Source organism: Natrinema sp. LJW11 (assembly GCF_056135975.1).
The window spans coordinates 69,448-86,843 of the sequence record NZ_JBWBDM010000002.1 but is presented as its reverse complement, the minus strand read 5'-3'; the positions used below and the strand labels follow the sequence as shown (position 1 = coordinate 86,843).

18 protein-coding genes are annotated in these 17,396 nt (G+C 65.7%); 10 read left to right on the top strand and 8 right to left on the bottom strand.

The window, feature by feature from the left end; translation table 11 throughout:
- Positions 1 to 2: 2 nt before the first annotated feature.
- The 3 genes from purM to AC0QDI_RS05020 form a co-directional block, all read right to left on the bottom strand.
- Positions 3 to 986, bottom strand: coding sequence for a phosphoribosylformylglycinamidine cyclo-ligase (purM, locus tag AC0QDI_RS05030; RefSeq protein ID WP_474665861.1), 984 nt, complete (start codon positions 984 to 986; stop codon positions 3 to 5).
- 108 nt (positions 987 to 1,094) lie between these two features.
- Positions 1,095 to 1,748: a zinc metalloprotease gene (locus tag AC0QDI_RS05025; protein ID WP_474665859.1), complete on the bottom strand. Its 654-nt coding sequence runs from the start codon at positions 1,746 to 1,748 to the stop codon at positions 1,095 to 1,097.
- Positions 1,748 to 3,517: a TraB/GumN family protein gene (locus tag AC0QDI_RS05020; protein WP_474665857.1), complete on the bottom strand. Its 1,770-nt coding sequence runs from the start codon at positions 3,515 to 3,517 to the stop codon at positions 1,748 to 1,750. Before AC0QDI_RS05020 ends, AC0QDI_RS05025 begins: the two co-directional genes overlap by 1 nt.
- Before the next feature lie 304 nt (positions 3,518 to 3,821).
- Here AC0QDI_RS05020 and AC0QDI_RS05015 point away from each other — a divergent pair, with 304 nt between their 5' ends.
- On the top strand, positions 3,822 to 4,277 hold the full coding sequence (locus tag AC0QDI_RS05015; RefSeq protein WP_474665855.1) for an acyl-CoA thioesterase: 456 nt from the start codon (positions 3,822 to 3,824) through the stop codon (positions 4,275 to 4,277).
- A gap of 293 nt (positions 4,278 to 4,570) precedes the next feature.
- Here the strand turns inward: AC0QDI_RS05015 and AC0QDI_RS05010 are convergent, their stop codons facing one another.
- Positions 4,571 to 4,993 (bottom strand): SRPBCC family protein, encoded by a 423-nt coding sequence (locus tag AC0QDI_RS05010; RefSeq protein WP_474665853.1) that lies wholly within the window; start codon positions 4,991 to 4,993, stop codon positions 4,571 to 4,573.
- A 147-nt stretch (positions 4,994 to 5,140) separates the two neighbouring features.
- Here AC0QDI_RS05010 and AC0QDI_RS05005 point away from each other — a divergent pair, with 147 nt between their 5' ends.
- The 5 genes from AC0QDI_RS05005 (at position 5,141) to AC0QDI_RS04985 (ending at position 12,458) form a co-directional block, all read left to right on the top strand.
- Positions 5,141 to 6,058 (top strand): ABC transporter ATP-binding protein, encoded by a 918-nt coding sequence (locus AC0QDI_RS05005; protein WP_474665851.1) that lies wholly within the window; start codon positions 5,141 to 5,143, stop codon positions 6,056 to 6,058.
- Positions 6,055 to 7,941 (top strand): PrsW family intramembrane metalloprotease, encoded by a 1,887-nt coding sequence (locus AC0QDI_RS05000; protein ID WP_474665849.1) that lies wholly within the window; start codon positions 6,055 to 6,057, stop codon positions 7,939 to 7,941. Before AC0QDI_RS05005 ends, AC0QDI_RS05000 begins: the two co-directional genes overlap by 4 nt.
- A gap of 85 nt (positions 7,942 to 8,026) precedes the next feature.
- A complete protein-coding gene (locus AC0QDI_RS04995; RefSeq protein ID WP_474667290.1) occupies positions 8,027 to 9,214 on the top strand; it encodes an ABC transporter permease in 1,188 nt (395 codons plus the stop codon).
- A gap of 95 nt (positions 9,215 to 9,309) precedes the next feature.
- A complete protein-coding gene (locus AC0QDI_RS04990; protein ID WP_474665847.1) occupies positions 9,310 to 11,181 on the top strand; it encodes a formate/nitrite transporter family protein in 1,872 nt (623 codons plus the stop codon).
- Positions 11,182 to 11,483: 302 nt separating this feature from the next.
- Entirely contained in the window at positions 11,484 to 12,458 is a 975-nt protein-coding gene (locus tag AC0QDI_RS04985) for an aldo/keto reductase (RefSeq protein ID WP_474665845.1), read from the top strand.
- A 61-nt stretch (positions 12,459 to 12,519) separates the two neighbouring features.
- On the opposite strand, the gene AC0QDI_RS04980 is transcribed toward AC0QDI_RS04985, so the two are convergent.
- Positions 12,520 to 12,744 carry a YgaP family membrane protein gene (locus tag AC0QDI_RS04980; RefSeq protein WP_474665843.1) on the bottom strand — a complete coding sequence of 75 codons (225 nt, stop codon included), beginning with the start codon at positions 12,742 to 12,744 and terminating at the stop codon, positions 12,520 to 12,522.
- A gap of 149 nt (positions 12,745 to 12,893) precedes the next feature.
- On the opposite strand from AC0QDI_RS04980, the gene AC0QDI_RS04975 reads away from it, so the two are divergent.
- Complete coding sequence (locus AC0QDI_RS04975; protein WP_474665841.1) at positions 12,894 to 13,550, top strand: helix-turn-helix domain-containing protein; 657 nt, start codon at positions 12,894 to 12,896, stop codon at positions 13,548 to 13,550.
- A 27-nt stretch (positions 13,551 to 13,577) separates the two neighbouring features.
- Here AC0QDI_RS04975 and AC0QDI_RS04970 read toward each other — a convergent pair whose 3' ends face one another.
- Positions 13,578 to 14,126: a DUF8170 family protein gene (locus tag AC0QDI_RS04970; RefSeq protein WP_474665839.1), complete on the bottom strand. Its 549-nt coding sequence runs from the start codon at positions 14,124 to 14,126 to the stop codon at positions 13,578 to 13,580.
- A 186-nt stretch (positions 14,127 to 14,312) separates the two neighbouring features.
- Between AC0QDI_RS04970 and AC0QDI_RS04965 the strand changes: the two genes are divergently transcribed.
- Positions 14,313 to 14,726: a PadR family transcriptional regulator gene (locus AC0QDI_RS04965; RefSeq protein WP_474665837.1), complete on the top strand. Its 414-nt coding sequence runs from the start codon at positions 14,313 to 14,315 to the stop codon at positions 14,724 to 14,726.
- A 215-nt stretch (positions 14,727 to 14,941) separates the two neighbouring features.
- Here the strand turns inward: AC0QDI_RS04965 and AC0QDI_RS04960 are convergent, their stop codons facing one another.
- Both AC0QDI_RS04960 and AC0QDI_RS04955 read right to left on the bottom strand, forming a co-directional pair.
- Positions 14,942 to 15,481 carry a CBS domain-containing protein gene (locus AC0QDI_RS04960; protein WP_474665835.1) on the bottom strand — a complete coding sequence of 180 codons (540 nt, stop codon included), beginning with the start codon at positions 15,479 to 15,481 and terminating at the stop codon, positions 14,942 to 14,944.
- 71 nt (positions 15,482 to 15,552) lie between these two features.
- A complete protein-coding gene (locus AC0QDI_RS04955) occupies positions 15,553 to 15,909 on the bottom strand; it encodes a DUF555 domain-containing protein (RefSeq protein WP_474665833.1) in 357 nt (118 codons plus the stop codon).
- Positions 15,910 to 16,239: 330 nt separating this feature from the next.
- Between AC0QDI_RS04955 and AC0QDI_RS04950 the strand changes: the two genes are divergently transcribed.
- Complete coding sequence (locus AC0QDI_RS04950) at positions 16,240 to 16,410, top strand: hypothetical protein (RefSeq protein WP_474665831.1); 171 nt, start codon at positions 16,240 to 16,242, stop codon at positions 16,408 to 16,410.
- A gap of 204 nt (positions 16,411 to 16,614) precedes the next feature.
- Positions 16,615 to 17,346: an archaeal proteasome endopeptidase complex subunit beta gene (gene psmB / locus AC0QDI_RS04945; protein ID WP_474665829.1), complete on the top strand. Its 732-nt coding sequence runs from the start codon at positions 16,615 to 16,617 to the stop codon at positions 17,344 to 17,346.
- The last annotated feature ends 50 nt before the right edge of the window (positions 17,347 to 17,396 follow it).

Here is a 17,396-nt window from a genome sequence, read left to right as displayed (position 1 = left end):
GATCAGATCAGCGACAGCCCGCGAATTTCGACCGAATTTCCGTCCTCGACGCGACCGATGCGCCGTCCGCCGGTCGCCGCGACTAACTCCTCGGCGCGACCGGCCGGAAGCGCGACGACGAAGCCGGTCCCCATGTTGAACGTCCGGTGCATCTCCTCGTCGGTCACGTTGCCCTCCTCCTGGACGAACTCGAAGATCGGCTGGGTCGGCAGCGGATTCTCGATTACGTACTCGCGTTCGCCCATCCGCAGCAGGTTCGTCCAGCCGCCGCCCGTGACGTGGGCCGCCGCACGAACGCCGTGCTCGCGCATCGGCTCGAGCAGATCCGTATAAATCCTGGTCGGCCGCAACAGTTCCTCGCCGATCGTCCGCTCCGGATCGAGCGGGAACTCGTCGGTGTACTCGTGCTCGCGGGTCGCCGCCTCGCGAGCGAGGGTCAACCCGTTCGAGTGGATTCCGTTCGACGGGAAGCCGACCAGCGCGTCGCCGACCTCGGCCTCGCCCTCGAAGATTTCGTCTTTCCCGGCGAGGCCGGCGCACGTCCCCGCCAGATCGAACCCTTTCACGACCTCGGGCATCACCGCCGTCTCCCCGCCGAGCATCGTGAGATCGGCCTGCTCGAGGCCCACTGCGAGGCCTTCGCCGATCTGGTTCGTGAGTTCCTCGTCGGGTTCGTCGATCGCGAGGTAGTCGACGAACGCGACCGGTTCGACGCCCGCCGCGACGAGGTCGTTGACGTTCATCGCGATGCAGTCGATACCGATCGTCGAGAAGTCCTCGATGGCCTCGGCGACGAGCAGTTTCGTCCCCACGCCGTCGGTCGCCAGCGCGAGATAGCGGTCGCCGATGTCGAGCAGGCCGGCGTACTCGGTCCGCAGGTCGCTCCCGAAGGCCTCGAGCAAGGCGGCGGTCGCGTCCTCGCTCGCGTCGATGTCGACGCCGGTCTCGGCGTACGTGAGTCGGTCCTCATCGTCCGTGTCGGTCATACTCGAAGGACCTCTCGGGGCGAGCAAAAGGTCACCGGTCCGGCGGAGGGATCGTCACTGTCGAGGAGAGCGCTCGAGGCGGTTCTCGACGAACGCCTCGAGTGGGTGTCAGAAGAGCCCGATGCGGACGATTGCGAACACGGCCAACACCACGCTCGGGACGAAAACCAGCACGAAGACGCCCTTGTGCCACTCGAGGACTGACTTCCCGTCCAGCGGGCCGAACGGGATCATGTTGAACGCGGCCAGAAAGAGATTGATGACGATTCCCATCTGCCCGATTACCCCGAGAATGCCGGCGAAGAAACCGGGCGCTCCGTAAAAGAGCAGTAACGGGAGAAACAGGAGGGCGAGCAGGAGGTTCGTCACCGGTCCCGCGATTGCGATGAGTCCGTTCTCCCGCTTCGTGATCTGGCCCTGATGGTAGACCGCCCCGGGTGCGGCGAACAGGAACCCCACGACCGCACCCAAAAGCGCCAAGACGAGCATCTGATAGTCCGCTCGAAACTCCGCGAGCTGGCCGTGTTCGATCGCGACGACTTTGTGTGCGAGTTCGTGGAGGAGAAATCCGACGCCCACGGTCAAGAAACTCACTCCGACGGAGAGGACAAATTCCTCGAAGCTGGCTAGCCCCCTGTGAAACGGTGCTCGTATCAACGCGAACGCGATGCTCAGCGCGGTCCAAGCGACGGCGAGGTCGCGCAGTTCGACGTCACTGAACGCCAGCTTTGGGTCCGGGGACCCCTCGGTTCGATAGCTCATTACAGCAGCCCCCGAAGCAGTTCGAGGCTGTTTTCGACGCCCTCGAGCAGTAGCCCCATCAGCGCGTCGACGCCGCCGATCTCGGGTGCCAGCCACGGCAACACGACGAAGGGGAACAGCCCGGTCGCGATCATGCTCCCGATGTTCGTGAGCGCGACGATCATGATCAGGCGGAACAGCGGCACGTCGAACATCGCCGACATTGCCTCGTCGACCGGCCGTTCGGTGTCGTCGATGATCTCGTTGAGCGTCTGGATATCCCTGACGTTGACCGGGCGATTCCTGAGTTCGACGTAGCCGGCGAACCAGCCCGGCGCGAGCAGCGGGTTGATGCTCGTCAGCCAGGCGACTGCACCGCCGACGGCCGCGCTCGTCCAGCGCGCGCCGGCCAACCGCGCCAGCGTAAACGCGAAGATTCCGTTGAACAGGAACCAAGCGACGAACACCTTCAGCAGGAACGCGTTCCTGACACCCGCCATGAGCAACAGGAAAAAGAAGGCGAAGAAGGCGACCATGATCAAGTAGCCCACGATCTTCAGCGGCGAAAACCGGCGGCTCGAGGCGGTGCCGGACAGCGACTCGATCGACGGGATCTCCGATGGGTTCAGCAGGTGTCGTTCGATGCCGGCCTTGTGACCGGCACCGACGACGGCCAGGACGTGGTACCCCTCTTCACGGAGTTCGTGGAGATTCGAAGCGATGTAGGCGTCGCGCTCGTCGATCAGGGCGTTCGCGCCGCCCGGACTGAACTGGCGGAACTCCTCCATCATGGCGTCGACGACGTTGCCGTCGGTCATCTCCTCGATGTCGACCTCCTCGATCTCCTCGACGTCGCCGCCGAACGTGTCGAGAGAGAGACCGAGGATCGCACCGATCGTCACGCCGATACCGAGTCCGGCCAGCGTTCCGATCGTCCCGCGAACCGCGTAGACGCCGACGTTCTCGACGCTCGCCGGGGAGAACGGCCCGACGAACGTCCCGGTGGCGACCAGTGCGAGACAGCCTGCGATGCCGATGGCGAGCCCGGCGAGTAGCCGCCCCGAAAAGCCGGAGAGGGCGCCACCCGTGTATCGCTCGACGGACTCGAACGAGGGGAGAAAGATGAGGCCGACGAAGAGGCCGGCGAACGCGCCGATGGCCGCGCCGCCGGCGTACTGCAGCGGAGCGGAGGCGAGCCCGCCGAACAACAGGAGGTCGCCGACGCCGAGGACGGGCGCGAGAAACGCACCGAAGACGAGCCCGATGACCATCCCGGAGACGGCACCGAAGGTGAGCCCGATCGTCCGCGGATCGGTCACCCCGAGCGCGAGTCCGCCCACCATCTTCAGCTTCTCGGTGAACGACAAGCGGCTCCAGAAGCGCTGGATCGTTACCTGAATGTCGCGGTCGACTAACGCGACGCCGCTCCCGTTCGCTTCGGCGGCCTCGATGGCGGCCCGCATGTCGGCGCCGGGCTCGATGTCGAACTGGTCGCCCAGGCGGGACTGGACGTACGAGAGCATCCAGTAGGCGAGAAACTGAAAGACGGTGTTGCCCGAGAGGAGATCCTCGGCTTCGATGTCGTCGGGCGTCCCGCCTTTCATCTGCCGGTAGCGACCGTCGTCGAGTTCGACGGCGACGACGTCGGGGTCCTCTCGATCGATCGTTTCGCGAACTTCGTCGACGCTAGCTTGCGAGACGTGTGCCGTTCCGAGAACGTCGACGGAGCCGCGCTCGCGGTCGGGAGGGGCTGGCGGCTCCGGCACGTCGGCCTCGCCTGCATCGCTCATTACCGGCTCAACTCGGTGACGACTTTTACCAGTATCGAACCGCGAACCCGCGTTCCATCGCGAGGCAGTGGCTCCGATCGGACGAGCGAGAATCCGGATCAACGGGACGACGGGCCGACAGTCGCCACCGATTTCCGCCTTCGATCGGGTTCGCGCGTTCAGGACTCAGTGACGATCTCGATGCTGGCAGCGTCACTACCGGTCGAGGACGATCACCGTCCCCGAAGGCGATCGCCGACTGCCCGCGGGGTGTCGCGATCCGGCCAAAGCAAGACTGATTGCCGGCGTCGGAAAACGTCGGCCGATGACGGACCTCATCGAGACGGTGATCGAAAACCGCGAGATGGTACAGCCGAACCACGCCAACATGCTCGAGACGGCCCACGGCGGCCACGTCATGAAGTGGATGGACGAGGTCGGCGCGATGTCGGCGATGCGGTTTTCGGGGGAGACCTGCGTCACCGCCCGCGTCGATCAGATGAACTTCCAACGGTCCATCGCCGTCGGCGACACGGCGTTCATCACCGCCTACGTCTACGAGGCGGGCACCTCGAGCGTGAAGGTTCGGCTGATCGCCGAGCGCGAGGACCTGCGGACGCGCGAGCGCGAGCGGACGACCGAATCGTACTTCGTCTACGTGGCGATCGACGACGACGACTCGCCGACGACGGTTCCCGATCTGAGCGTCAGCACCGAGGAGGGCGAGCGGCTGCGGCGGGCGGCGCTCGAGAACGAGGCGGGGCAGTCCGATCGTTCGTGAGTGTGCGGTCGAAGTGGGAGGTCGGCCACCGGCAGCCGACGCGACAGAATCGAATCGTTTCAGTGACGACTAGAGCCGGTCTATCAACGTGTGAACGGAATCGTGGATGCTGGAGGAAGACGGTGAACGACGCGTCGCTATCCCGGCGGGACGGAATGGCCACGCCCACCCCAACCGATTTCTGCTCACGGCTGGGACGCACCCGTTCACCTCGCGGTTCTCGCTCACTCCGTTCGCTCCGAACCGCGCACCGCACGTCGGTTGGTCAGTCCGGAGTGATACGCGCCTGCCCCCTATCGAACGGTCGCCGCTTCGTCCTCGAGCAGCGTTTCGATATTTTCCAGCGCTCGCAGACTGACCGGCGCGGATCCCGCGTGGTGAATCGGGAGTTCGAACGCGATCCGACAGCGACCGCGGCCGAGGTCGTCGACGCGGTGTCCGGCGGCCGGAACCCCCGTCACGCGCCACGTCCACCGTCGCTCCGTACACTCCGTGATCCGGAACGGGACCCAGACGCCGGGTAGTCTGACCCGTCCGGTCGTTCCGGATCGAATCCGACGATCGGTCGACTCGACGCCGCGGACGATCGGGGACCACTCCGGCCACTGCATCGTGTCGACGAGGACCTCCCAGGCGTCTGCCGCAGGGACGGCCATGACGTTCGAAACCTCGAGGCGACGGCCGTCGGGCGTTCGCGTGGTCCTGACTCGAGTCATGGTCTTCCTACGCGCTCCCGACCTATGGGGATTGCCACGAAACGGTGGCTCATCGGACCCCCTCGCAGCGAACCGATAGGTCTCTTCCGTTCGATAGTCACTGGCCGCTAGACTTTACTGGAGTGGCTCCCTCCGTCGGTCTATCCGATGGCAATTCTCGAAGTGAACGACCTCCGAAAGGAGTACGGCGACTTCGTCGCCGTCGAGGGCAGCTCTTTCGACATCGAGCGCGGCGAGGTCTTCGGCGTCGTCGGCCCCAACGGCGCTGGCAAGACGACGACGCTCAAGATGTTGGCCGGGCTAATCGAACCTACCGCCGGCACCGCCGTCGTCGCCGGCCATACTCCCGGCGAGCCCGCGATGCAGCGCCGGCTTGGCTTCCTCCCCGAGGAATCGCCGCTGTACGAGGAGATGACCGCGATCGACTACCTCGAGTTCTTCGCCGATCTCTACGACGTGCCCCGCGACGCGGCCCGAGAGCGGATCCACGACTCGCTGGACCGCCTCGATCTCGAGCACCGCGAGCGGAAGATCGGCAACATGTCGAAGGGGATGCAGCGGAAGGTCGCGATCGCGCGGGCGCTGGTGAACGACCCCGACGTGTTGATCTTCGACGAGCCGGCCTCGGGATTGGATCCGCTGACGACCAACTACATCATCGAGTTCACCGAGAAACTGAGCGACGAGGGGAAGACGATCGTCTTCAGCGCGCACAACCTCTTCCACGTCGAGAGCATCTGCGACCGGATCGTCATCATGAACGACGGCCGGATCGTCGCCCGCGGCACGCTCGAGGAGATCCGTGACGCTCACGGCGGCACCGAGTACCACGTTTACGCGACCGAAGACGGCAGCGAGGGCCTGACTGCCGCCGGCTCGCCGATCGACGTGAGCCGCGAGAACGGGCGAGTCCGCCACGTCGTCGGCGATATGACGGCCGTCGACGCCGTCCGAGAGACCGTCGAGGCGGCCGGCGGCCGCGTCACCGATATCCAGACGAAGACCCCGAGCCTGGAGGAGATTTTCCTCGAAGTAGCGAGCGAGCCGTCGGAGGCCGAGACGTGAGCGACGGTCGTCTCCGCGGGATCGTCTCGCGTACGGTCCGGATCGCTCGCTGGGAGGTCTCCCGGAGCGCGGGTACCGTCGATCGGAAGACTGCGCTCGTCCTCGTCGTGATGCTACTCGCGGTCGGAACCGCGGGCTTCACGGTCGCCGACGAGGGCCTCGGCCTCGAGCGGGAGATCTACACCGTCGGCGTCGACGAGGACAGCCGGTACTACGACGTTGCCGTCGACAGCGAGCAGTTTCGGCCCGTTCCGCTCGAGGACGTCACGACCGACGGCGACGGTGACGGGAGCTCCGGCACCATCGCCGTTCGCGACGAGGCGACCGTCGACGTGGTCGTCACTCGAGACGGCCGGATCGGTCACCTCGGCGACAACGGCGCGGCCGCCTACGACGCGTTTCGCGAGTCCGTCGAGGCGTACAACGGGAAGCTGATGGACGAGGAAGTCGATCAGGCGGCCGCCTACCCGGTGCTCGTCTCGATCGAGTATCAGCAACGCGATCTCGGCGGGTCGACCGATTCCGGAGCCGGTGGCGGAGCCGAGGACGGAGACGGAACGAGCGGCGGGAATGGGGACGGAACCGGCGAGAGCGGGGACGGAACCGGCGGGAACACGGACGGAAGCGCCGGAGACGAATCCGGAACGAGCGGAACCGGCGGAAGCGGGACCGACGGCGGAGACGGCCGCACGCAGGTTCCCAACGTCGGCGACGGATCGACGTCGTCGACGGCACCGGACCGCCCCGGCTCGATTTCGCCGCCGTTCCCGTTCGAATCGCTCGTGCTCGCGTTCCTCTTCGTCGTCCCGATGAACTTCGTCATTCAGGCCTACGGGAGCACGATCATGGACGAACGGGTCAAACGCCGCGGCGAACTGCTGCTCGTCTCGCCGGCCTCGAGCCGCGAGATCGTCGCCGGAAAGACTCTCCCGTACGTGCTCGGGCTCGTCGGGGTCGTCGTCGCGATCGCGTGGGTGATCGAGGGGGGGCCGATAGCGATCGCGGCGGCGCTGCCGATCGCCCTGCTCTTCCTCGCGGCCACGTTCGTCGGGGCGATGCTCGCCCGCTCGTTCAAGGAACTCACGTTCGTGACGGTCACGATCAGCGTCTTCCTGACGACGTACACGTTCATTCCGGCGGTCTTCGCCGACGTGAACGCCATCGCGTTGATCTCGCCGCTGACGCTGGTCGTGATGGACCTCCAGGGCGAATCCGTCCGATTCGGCGAGTATCTGTTCTCGACCGGCCCCTTTTACCTCGGCGCGGCCGTCTGCTTCCTGCTGGGAATCGGCGTCTACCGCGAGGAGGACATGTTCGCCCAGAAACCGATCCCGAGCAAAGTCGTCGATGCGATCGCGAGCCGCATCCGCGGCCGCCGGAGCGTCTTCGTGCTGTCGATCCTGTTCATTCCGTTCGTCTTCGCGAGTCAGCTCCTCGCGGTCGCCCTGCTGTTCGTCGTCCCCCAGGCGATCGCCGTGCCGCTGATCATCGTCCTCGCGGCGACGGTCGAGGAGATCGCGAAGAGCGTGCACGTCTACGCCGGCTTCGCCCGCTCGCGCTTCGAGCCGACGCTGCGGACCGCCGCGGTGCTCGGTGCGCTCTCCGGAGCCGGCTTCTTCGTCGGCGAGAAACTCACCCACGTCGTCCAGTTCGTGGGCCTCCCCGATCTCCCGGTCGGCACCGCCGCGTTCGGGCCGGCCGTCTCGGACGAGCCGCTCGTTCTCGCCGTCGTCTTTCTCGCGCCGCTGGCTCTGCACGTCGTGACCGCCGTCGTCTCGGCGCTCGGGGCGAGTCGCAGCAGGCTCGGCTACGTCGGCGGCCTCCTCTCGGCGATCCTCGTTCACGCGGCTTACAACTTGGGGGTGATCACCCTTGTCGCGTGAGCGCGACCGCGCCGGTGACGGCGAGATCGGCTACAGTGAGGGCGACGACGGTGCGACCGGCGGCGGCGAGAGCGCCGGCGGTGAGATCAGCGACGGCGAAAGCGCTCGAGCCGCGTGGCGGTCTCGCTCGAGCGGAACCGACGGTTCACGAGACTCGCGCCGGCGGGGGCCAAGCCCCCCGGTGCGAGCGGACGGGGGAACCGACGCGGGCTCGAACTGGGGGGCGCGCTGGGCCGTCGCGCGCCGCGAGCTGGCCTCGTTGCGCTCCGAGAAGACGATCCTGCTGGCGCTCGCGATTCAGTTGTTCATCGCGGCCTTCTCCTCGTTTCTGGTCGTCGGCCTCGTCTCGCTGTCCGATCCGGGGGCGGTCGACGGCTATCAGACCGAGATCGCCGTCACGGGCGACGATACCGACACGCTGCTCGCAGTCGCGAACGAACGAGACGGCGTCACCGCGCAGCGCTACGACGACCGCGGGGCCGCCTACGACGCCTTCGAGCGCGGCAGCGTCTCCGCAGTGCTCGATGCGAACAGAAACGACGGCGGCCAACTCGTCGTCAGAGCGACCGCGCCCGAGTCTGGGCTCCAGACGACCCTGCTCGTCGTCCAGCTTCGGGACACCCTGGAGCACGTCGAGCGCGTCGAGCGCCAGCAGCACGTGGAGTCCGGCCGACTCGAGCAGTCGCCGGTGCCGGTGCCGGACGAGATCGAGGCGAGCCCGTACGTCGGCTTCACCTACACCATCCTGCTGCCGCTGCTGTGTTTCCTGCCGGTGTTCATCAGCGGCTCCATCGTCGTGGACTCGCTGATCGAGGAGCGCCAGCGGGGGACCCTCGAGTTGCTCCGGGTCGCGCCGCTCTCGCTCGCGGACGTGATCGACGCGAAGCTGCTGGCGACGGCGGCGCTGGCACCGCTGCAGGCGATCGCGTGGCTCTGCTTGCTCTCGTTTAACGGGACCGCGATCGCGAATCCCGTGGCGCTGGTCGTCCTGGTGGCCGCGCTGTCGTTGCTGGTCGTCGCCGGCGGGGTCGCGATCGCGCTGTGGGCGCCCGACAGGCGGCAGGCCCAGTTGCTCTACTCGACGGCCACCGTCGGCGCGCTGGTCCTCGCGACCGTCCTGCCCGAGCACCCCGCGAACACCGTCGCGAAGTTCGCGATCGGGAATCCGACGCCGACGACGTGGCTGCTGCTCGCCGCGTACGGTCTCCTCGCGATCGGCGCGTTCGTCGCCCTCGAGCGCGGTATCGGTCGACTCGAGCCCGACTCGCTGTAGGGCTCGAGCCGGGACCCACTCGAAGAAACGCGTTTTGACGGGACGGCGATGCCAGATGCTAAACGCTTAGTTCCTCTAGGGGTGCGTATCTGGTAATGAGTAACCCCGATCCACCCGACCAGGAGCGGACGGGCCGAGAGCCGCCCGATCAGGAGCGACGGGGCAGCGAGCCTCCCGAGCAAGAACAGGTCCGAGAGGCGGTCGAACGATCCAGAAGCGGCGCACCGGCGGTGGGCGCGGTCGTTCGCGATCGCTTCTCCGCCGACGAGGTCTTCCAGCGGATCGTCGCCGCGGCCGACGAGGAGGTCACCTCGGGGAGTCGCGAACTCTTCTTCAGCGGCATCGCCGCCGGCTTCGCGATCTCGATCACGGTCTTGCTGTACGCCTCGCTGTACGGGTCGACCGACGGCCACCCGATACTGAGCGCGCTGTTGTACCCCCTCGGGTTCGTCTACATCATCATCGGCGGCTACCAGCTGTACACCGAGAACACGCTCCCGCCGGTCGCGCTCACCCTCGAGCGGATCGCCAGCCTTCCCGCGCTGCTTCGCCACTGGACGATCGTGCTCGCCGGAAACTTCACCGGCGGGCTGATCGGTGCGGCGGTGCTGGCCTGGGGCGGCGTTTTCTCGCCGGAAGCGGCCGACGCGGCGATGTATCTCGGGACCCACGGCGCGGAGACGCCGTGGTGGGACCTGTTCTTCAAAGCATCATTCGCCGGGCTGATCGTCGCCGGCGTCGTCTGGGTAGAGTACTCCGCCCGCGAGACGATCGCTCGAATCGTCATCGTCTACATGGCCTTCCTCGCGATCCCGATCGGGAACCTGTTCCACGTCGTCACCTCCTTCACCGAGATGGCTTACGTGGTCTTTCTCGGAGAACTCTCTCCGGTCGTCGGTCTGACGGACTTCGTCCTGCCGGTCCTCCTCGGCAACACTATCGGCGGCATCTTACTGGTAACCATCGTCAACTACTTCCAGACGAGCGAACGACGCCTCGAGTCGGCCCGATTCGAGGGGAACGAACGCCAGCTTTCGGTACGAGAGTGGCTGTTCGGCGGCTACGCCGGTCGGTCGTACGTTCCACTGATCGACACCGCCGGCGTCTCGGAGATCGAAGAGAGCGGGACGTACCGCGTGCTCGTTCCGATCTCGAATCCGCGCACCGAGTCGCGAATCGTCGATCTGGCCTGTACGCTGGCGGACGACCACGAAAACGCGGTCGTCCACGCCGTCCACATCGTCCAGATCCCCGACCGGCGGTCGATGCGCTACGGCTCGGGACGGAACGAGCGGATCGTCTCCGAATCCGAGCGGAAGATGGACGGGATCCGCGAGACGATTTCGTCGTACGATATCGGCTGTGAGACCTCGACGGTCGTCTCCCACCGCTCCTTCGAGGACGTCTTCGACACGGCGGAGCGCGAGCGGGCGGACCTCGTCGTCCTCGGCTGGGACGACGAGCAACCGTGGGGCGCGGGTCCCGCCGAGAGTCGGATCAGAAAGCTAACCAACAACCTCCCCTGCGATTTCCTCGTCCTCAAGGACCGGGACCTGGACACCTCGCGGATCCTCCTGCCCACCGCCGGCGGTCCGGACTCGGACCTCAGCGCCGAGGTCGCTCGCACGCTCGTGCAAGCGGACGGTTCGGACGTGTCCCTCTTGCACGTCGTCGACGACCCCGAGGAGCGCGCGGCCGGTCGGACGTTCCTCGCGGACTGGGCGTCCGAGCACGACCTCGAGGACGCCGAACTCACGATCGACGACTCCGGCGATGTCGAGGGTGCGATCTGTCGCGAGGCCGCCGATCACTCGCTCGTGGTCATCGGCGCGACGGAAGCGGGACTCCTCTCGCGGCTCGTGAGCGACTCCCTTCACATGGACGTCGTCAACGAGGTCGACAGCTCGGTCCTGCTCGCCGAGCGACCCAGCAAACGAACCGTCATCCGCCGACTGCTGGGCCGGTAGCCGAGTCGACACTCGCTCGAATGGGATCGGGTACTTGCCCCGCTTTGAGTCGACAAACGAGTGATTAGTTCGGCAAACGCTGACGTTCAATCCGTCGTGGGTGTGATTAGCTATGGGCTTCGGTGGAAACCGTTGTTCCATGGCGACAACGTGGATTACGAGGGCGAAACTACTCGTGGGCGGCGGGCTCATCGCGGCGGGATTACTCGCTCCGCTGTTGTGGCACTAGAACGGTTCGTTCGGTGTCTGTCATCGATTGCCGCACCACGTACTGTTTTCCTCCCGGTTTGCGTACGGCCGGTATGGAGTACACGACGCTCGGTTCGACCGGGATGCAGGTTAGTCGGCTCTGTTTGGGCTGTATGAGCTTCGGCTCGAGCGACTGGCGCGAGTGGGTGCTCGACGACGAGGAGAGCAAGGAGATCATCGACCGCGCGATCGACCTCGGGATCAACTTCTTCGATACCGCGAACATGTACTCGAGGGGCGAGTCGGAGCGCATTCTCGGCGACGCGCTCGAGGGCCACCGCGAGGAGTCGGTGGTCGCGACGAAGGGCTTCTTCCGGATGCGCGACGACGACCCGAACTCTGGCGGCCTCTCTCGAAAGGCGATCGAACAGGAGCTCGCGGCGAGTCGCGAGCGACTCGGGATGGAGACGATCGATCTCTATCAGCCCCACCGCTGGGATCGAAAGACGCCGATCGAGACGACGCTCCGCGCGCTCGACGACGCCGTTCGGCGCGGACACGTCCGCTATATCGGCGCCTCGTCGATGTGGGCCCACCAGTTCGCCGACTCGCTGCACACCAGCGATCGGCTGGGCCTCGAGCGCTTCGCGACGATGCAAAACCACTACAACCTCGTCTACCGCGAGGAGGAGCGAGAGATGCTCCCGCTCTGCGAGAAAGAGGACGTCGGCGTCGTGCCGTGGTCGCCGCTGGCTCGAGGGTATCTCACCCGACCGCACGAGGAGATCGATGCCACGACTCGCGGCGAGACTGAAGAGTACCTGTACGAACACCCCTACCGCGAGGGCGGCGGCCAGGAGATCAACGAGCGGGTCGCGGACCTGGCGGACGACAAGGGCGCGACGATGGCCCAGATCGCCCTCTCGTGGCTGCTCCACAAGGACTGGGTCGACGCCCCGATCGTCGGCACGACCAGCGTCGAACACCTCGAGCAGGCCGTCGAAGCGCTCGAGATATCGCTGTCCGAGTCGGAGCTGGAGTCCCTCGAGGAGCCCTACGAGCCGGTGCCGGTGTCCGGTCACCGGTGAGTCGGCTCGATACTCGAGTTCGGTTCGACTGTCGCATCCGGTACGACGACCGACTCCGGCGTCATTCCCGCGAACGGGACGCCATCTCGGTCGTGTCGATTCCGAGCAAATAGTTCCCGCCGCAGAACTGGGTCGTCGCGTTGATCAGTAACCCGGCTGCGGCGATCGCCGCCGTCACGGCGGTGATGCGCCGCTCGGCGACGTGCGCCGCGACGGCGACTGCGAGCAGCCAGATTCCCAGGACGCCCCTGACGATTCGGTCCGTTCCGCCGACGTTTCGCTGCATACTGGCGCAAACGGGTTTCGGGGAGAAATCGGTACGGCCGAACTGTTCGGGCACGTTTATGAGCTACCGCCGCTCGCATTCGCGATCGGCGACGACCCGCATTCGGCGCGGAGTAACAGTTTTTGAGTCACTCTTCGAACGGTTGGCGTATGAAACGCGTCCGCATCACGCTCCGTCCGCGGGGTGCCTACGCGCCGCCGATCTACGAACGGCTGGCGGGCGGCGCCGACTACCTCGAGCGAGCGCGAATCGTCAACTGGAACGTCTCGAATCCGCCGACGGGGTTTCTGTTCCGGCTCGAGGGCGACTACCGGCGCTTCGAACGCGAACTCGCAGACAGTTCGATGGTCGCCGATTTCGAGGTGCTCCCGATCACGGACCGGGCGTGTTACTGTTTTCTCGAGGGAGCAGTGTCGTCGGCAGCCCGCTCGTTGTTCGAAAACTTCACCCGCGGGAGTCTGATGACGGTGCCGCCGATCGAGTGCAACGACGACGGGACCAACACGTTCGCGATCGTCGGAACGGAGCGCGACATTCAGGCCGCGGTCGACGACGTTCCCGGCGGCGTCGGCGTCACCGTCGAGCGGGTCGGCGGGAAGCGAGTCGCCGCCGACAGCGTCGTCGGCCGGCTCTCTGACCGCCAGCGGGAAGCGGTCGAGGCGGCCCTCGAACTGGGCTATTACGACGTCCCGCGCGAGGCGGCGACCGCGGACGTCGCCCGCGAATTGGATTGTGCGACGGCGACCGCGGCGGAACACCTCCAGAAGGCCGAGTCGACGGTGGTCGCGTCCCTGTTCGGCGAGTGAGTTCGACCGGAGAGCTCACCGACCGACTCACGGGAGCATCTCCGCGGCTTCGACGAGGTCCGTTTCGGTCTCCCATCGGTGTAGTCGGTCTTCCGCCTCGAGCAGGTCGAACACGCTGTCCTGCATCCAGTCGAACGCCCGGTCGTCGCCCGGATACTCCCGCTTGAGGACGTGGCTCTTCTCGAAGTAGTCGGACGTGCCCGCGAGCAGGCCCTGTTCGACGAGGAAGCCGCTCGGCTCCGCCTCGGCGACGCCGACGATGTGCGTGACCAGATCCGCGACGAGGCAGAACTTCTGGATGCCGTTGTCCCAGTCGCCGCGTACGTCGACCATGCGAAACGCGTAGGCGTCCGACCGGCGGTTCAGCCGATCGACGACGAGATTCAGGCGTCGGATCGGCTCGCGGTCGTAGTTTCCGAGCACGAAGTACGAGCGCTCGCTTTCATAGACCGGCCGCAGTTCGCCGAGCGCGTGGAGGAGTTCCTCGTTGTCCGCGAGCGAGAGCTCCGCGTCCTCGAGTCGGTCCGTCGCGCTCGTGAGAACCTCGTCGGGAACCGGCGGATCGTCATCTGTCATACGCGGTGATTTGCTCGAATTGGGGATAGTAGTTACCGTGTCGTTTCCGTTTCCGATAGTCGAATCGAGCGTCAGGTGAATTTCGCCGAGGTGAGTCGTTGCAGGGTACATTACTGCGGAGTGAGTCACCACAAGGTGTTTTACTCCAGGGTAAATTACTTGGTGGCGCGTTCCGTAGGTGGTCGTATGAGTACCGACGTGGGGGCACCCGAGGGGGCGAACGCGCGCGAACTCGTCCACTTCGTGACCCAGGAGACGCGGTTCGCGTTGCTGGCAAACATTCTTCAACACCCCGAGGGACTGCCGTCGATGTACGAACTCGAGCGGCTGAACCCGAGCGTGAGCGAGGCGACCGTCTACAAGCACGTCCAGAAGCTGATCGACGCCGGCGTGGTCGAAGCGGTCGCGCTGCCCGAGGACGATCGTCAGCAGGGCTATCCCTGGAAGTTCTACCGACTGACCGACGAGGGGCGTGCGTTCCTCGCGGAGCACAACCTGCTGGCGGCCGAGGAGACCCTGAAACGCATCTACGAGACGATTTCCGATAAACCCGAGAAGATGGTGAAATACGAGAACGCGCCTCGTCCCGACGTCGAGTGAGCAGGCACCGGCCTCGAGAGGCGTCTCGAGCCTGCAAACGGCGTCCGTGACGCCTCACGCTGCTCGTCCACCCGATTACTCGCGTTGACCGCCAGAACAGAAATCGGTGCGTGCCTGAGCAGCCGTCGGTCGTACTGCCCGGGAGCAGCCGGTCGAGTCCGCTCCGGCCCGCGTTTTCCGAGAGCCGGAAGCGAGACGGCTCAGCGTCGGCGCGATCAGGAGAGGCGCGCGGCGATATCGGCCTCGGTGATGATCCCGACGGTTTCGCCGGCCTGCGTGATCATCACGGCTTTGTAATGCTCGAGCAGGTTGCTGATCTCGTCGAGGGTGGCGTCCTTCGAGACGGTCGGAAAGCTCTCGCTCATGTGTTCCTCGACGGGTTCGTCGCGGTCTTCGGAGTCGAGGTGGACGAGGTCGGTCTGGCTGATCGAGCCGACCGGAATTCCCTCCTGAATGACCGCCAGCTGGGAGTACGCTTCCTCCTCCATCTTCCGAGCGGCTTCGCTGACGGAGTCGCCGGGAGCGACGTTGACGACGGCCTCGTTCATCAGATCGTCGGCGCGAATGACGTCGCTCTCGGCCTTCTCGAGGGCGTTAACGATCCGCCGGAGCGTCGACAGACGCGGGTCGACGTCGCCGCCTTCGATCCGTGCGATCAGCGGCTGGGAGACGTCGGCCGTCTCCGCGAGTTCGCTCTGCGTGAGCCCGAGTTCGGTACGGCGCTGTCGGAGGTCCGCGGGCGTCGGGAGTTCCATACGCAACAATAACTGCGGGTTATAGATAGAACTTTGGGTGAGCCGTCGTCCCTGCTGTTGCTCTCCGGCGACTAGTCGTCGTCTTCTTCGGTCTCGATGATTTCGACCACCGACAGCGGCACGTCCCGCAGCGCGCCGCCGACCTCGCTCTTCGCGATGCGAGAGGCGTGTTCCTCGCCGTCGGCGTTGAAGACCTCCATCTCGAGCCCGAGTCCGACGAGCGCGGTGTCGGCCGCGATAAAGGCGGAGTCGAACGGTTCTCCGCAGGCCGGACAGCCCGTCGCGCCGACCTCGACCTCGACGTAGTCCATGTCTTCGCTGTTGAGTCGTTTCCCGGCTTCGCTGACGGCCACGCCGATCGCGTCGTCGATCGCGTCGACGTCACGAACGAGCCAAGCCGCTTCCATCGCGACGAGATAGTTTCCCATACGTCGTGGTCGGTCTGGGGGGTTTCCTGTCTTGCGGTTCGTCGGCGGCCGTCTCCGATCGGGTCGATTCGACTCGCGCCCGCTCGCTTCCGCCGTCGATGGGCGGCGCGCACGCGAACTGAATCGTTCCCATAAGTTACGAGAAAACACCGTGTGAACTCCCACCTGCATAGCCGTACATCGGCTCGAGTCCGCCTGAAGTTGTACACAACGAAACTAAACTGGAACCGCAAGCGGGCGGCGACCCGATCTGTGGAAGCACGACCGTGACAGCCAATGGGTCTCACAAAGACTTATATATGCCCTCCGTCTGGGCATGGCTGAACGCCGATGATATCCCGAGCGTACCACGCGACGCTGTTCGCACTATACCAGCTGTGCATCGTGATCGGTATCGCCGCCATGCCACTCGCGATCGCCGCCCGTCAGGCTGGATTCACACTGCCGGTCCACCGCATCCTCGCCAACGTCGAGGAAGCCTACGAAAACGCACAGCGCTGATCAACTGAACCGAGACTGATTCTCCCGCTCGTCGACCGCCGAGCCGCCGGTTCTCTCAGATAGATCGCTCGCTTGCCCCGTTCAGCCGCTCACCGGGCGGTCTCTCAGGCCCCTCGAGGCCACTGCTACCCGCGGCCGGTGGAAGCGGAAACGACGGTGGTGACCGCCGGTGTTTTATACCGTCCCGGCCGTATCGTTCCAGCAATGCATACGCCTACAGACGACTCCGACTTCTCCCGGACGGTCGACCAGTTGGCCGCCGATCCGAACCCCTACGAGCCGGAAATCGGTTCGATGCCCCAGAACGATCTCACGCGAGCGGACCTGGACAACGTCAACAAAACCGGGACGACGACGATCGGCATCTCCACCGCCGACGGCGTCGTCATCGCGACGGACATGCGCGCCAGCCTCGGCGGGCGCTTCGTCTCGAACAAGAACGTCCAGAAGGTCGAGCAGATCCACCCGACCGGCGCGCTCACGCTCGTCGGCAGCGTCGGCGGCGCACAGTCGTTCATCTCGAGTCTCCGCGCCGAGGTCAACCTCTACGAGGCCCGTCGCGGCGAGAACATGAGCATCGACGCGCTCGCGACGCTCGCGGGTAACTTCGCCCGCGGCGGCCCGTTCTTCGCCATCCACCCGATTCTGGGCGGCGTCGACGAGGAGGGGAGCCACGTCTACAGCATCGATCCCGCAGGCGGCGTCATGGAGGACGACTACACCGTCACCGGCAGCGGGATGCAACTCGCCTACGGTCACCTCGAGCAGGCCTACGAACCGGACATGTCCACCGAGGAGGCGAAGACCGTTGCGGCCCGCGGCATCAAGTCCGCCGTCGAACGCGACACCGGCTCCGGTAACGGCGTCTTCCTCTGTGAGATCACCGACGAGGGCGTCGACATCCACGGCCATCACGACTTCGATGACGTGCTGTAAGTCGGCCACACGGGCGGTCAGTCCGTAGTGATAGTTCGCGGACCGGTTTG

Excerpts from the sequence above, each read along its gene's own strand:
- purM (WP_474665861.1), bottom strand. The coding sequence starts at position 986 with ATGACCGACACGGACGATGAGGACCGACTCACGTACGCCGAGACCGGC.
- AC0QDI_RS05025 (WP_474665859.1), bottom strand. The coding sequence starts at position 1,748 with ATGAGCTATCGAACCGAGGGGTCCCCGGACCCAAAGCTGGCGTTCAGT.
- AC0QDI_RS05020 (WP_474665857.1), bottom strand. The coding sequence starts at position 3,517 with ATGAGCGATGCAGGCGAGGCCGACGTGCCGGAGCCGCCAGCCCCTCCC.
- AC0QDI_RS05015 (WP_474665855.1), top strand. The coding sequence starts at position 3,822 with ATGACGGACCTCATCGAGACGGTGATCGAAAACCGCGAGATGGTACAG.
- AC0QDI_RS05010 (WP_474665853.1), bottom strand. The coding sequence starts at position 4,993 with ATGACTCGAGTCAGGACCACGCGAACGCCCGACGGCCGTCGCCTCGAG.
- AC0QDI_RS05005 (WP_474665851.1), top strand. The coding sequence starts at position 5,141 with ATGGCAATTCTCGAAGTGAACGACCTCCGAAAGGAGTACGGCGACTTC.
- AC0QDI_RS04990 (WP_474665847.1), top strand. The coding sequence starts at position 9,310 with ATGAGTAACCCCGATCCACCCGACCAGGAGCGGACGGGCCGAGAGCCG.
- AC0QDI_RS04985 (WP_474665845.1), top strand. The coding sequence starts at position 11,484 with ATGGAGTACACGACGCTCGGTTCGACCGGGATGCAGGTTAGTCGGCTC.
- AC0QDI_RS04980 (WP_474665843.1), bottom strand. The coding sequence starts at position 12,744 with ATGCAGCGAAACGTCGGCGGAACGGACCGAATCGTCAGGGGCGTCCTG.
- AC0QDI_RS04975 (WP_474665841.1), top strand. The coding sequence starts at position 12,894 with ATGAAACGCGTCCGCATCACGCTCCGTCCGCGGGGTGCCTACGCGCCG.
- AC0QDI_RS04970 (WP_474665839.1), bottom strand. The coding sequence starts at position 14,126 with ATGACAGATGACGATCCGCCGGTTCCCGACGAGGTTCTCACGAGCGCG.
- AC0QDI_RS04965 (WP_474665837.1), top strand. The coding sequence starts at position 14,313 with ATGAGTACCGACGTGGGGGCACCCGAGGGGGCGAACGCGCGCGAACTC.
- AC0QDI_RS04960 (WP_474665835.1), bottom strand. The coding sequence starts at position 15,481 with ATGGAACTCCCGACGCCCGCGGACCTCCGACAGCGCCGTACCGAACTC.
- AC0QDI_RS04955 (WP_474665833.1), bottom strand. The coding sequence starts at position 15,909 with ATGGGAAACTATCTCGTCGCGATGGAAGCGGCTTGGCTCGTTCGTGAC.
- AC0QDI_RS04950 (WP_474665831.1), top strand. The coding sequence starts at position 16,240 with ATGATATCCCGAGCGTACCACGCGACGCTGTTCGCACTATACCAGCTG.
- psmB (WP_474665829.1), top strand. The coding sequence starts at position 16,615 with ATGCATACGCCTACAGACGACTCCGACTTCTCCCGGACGGTCGACCAG.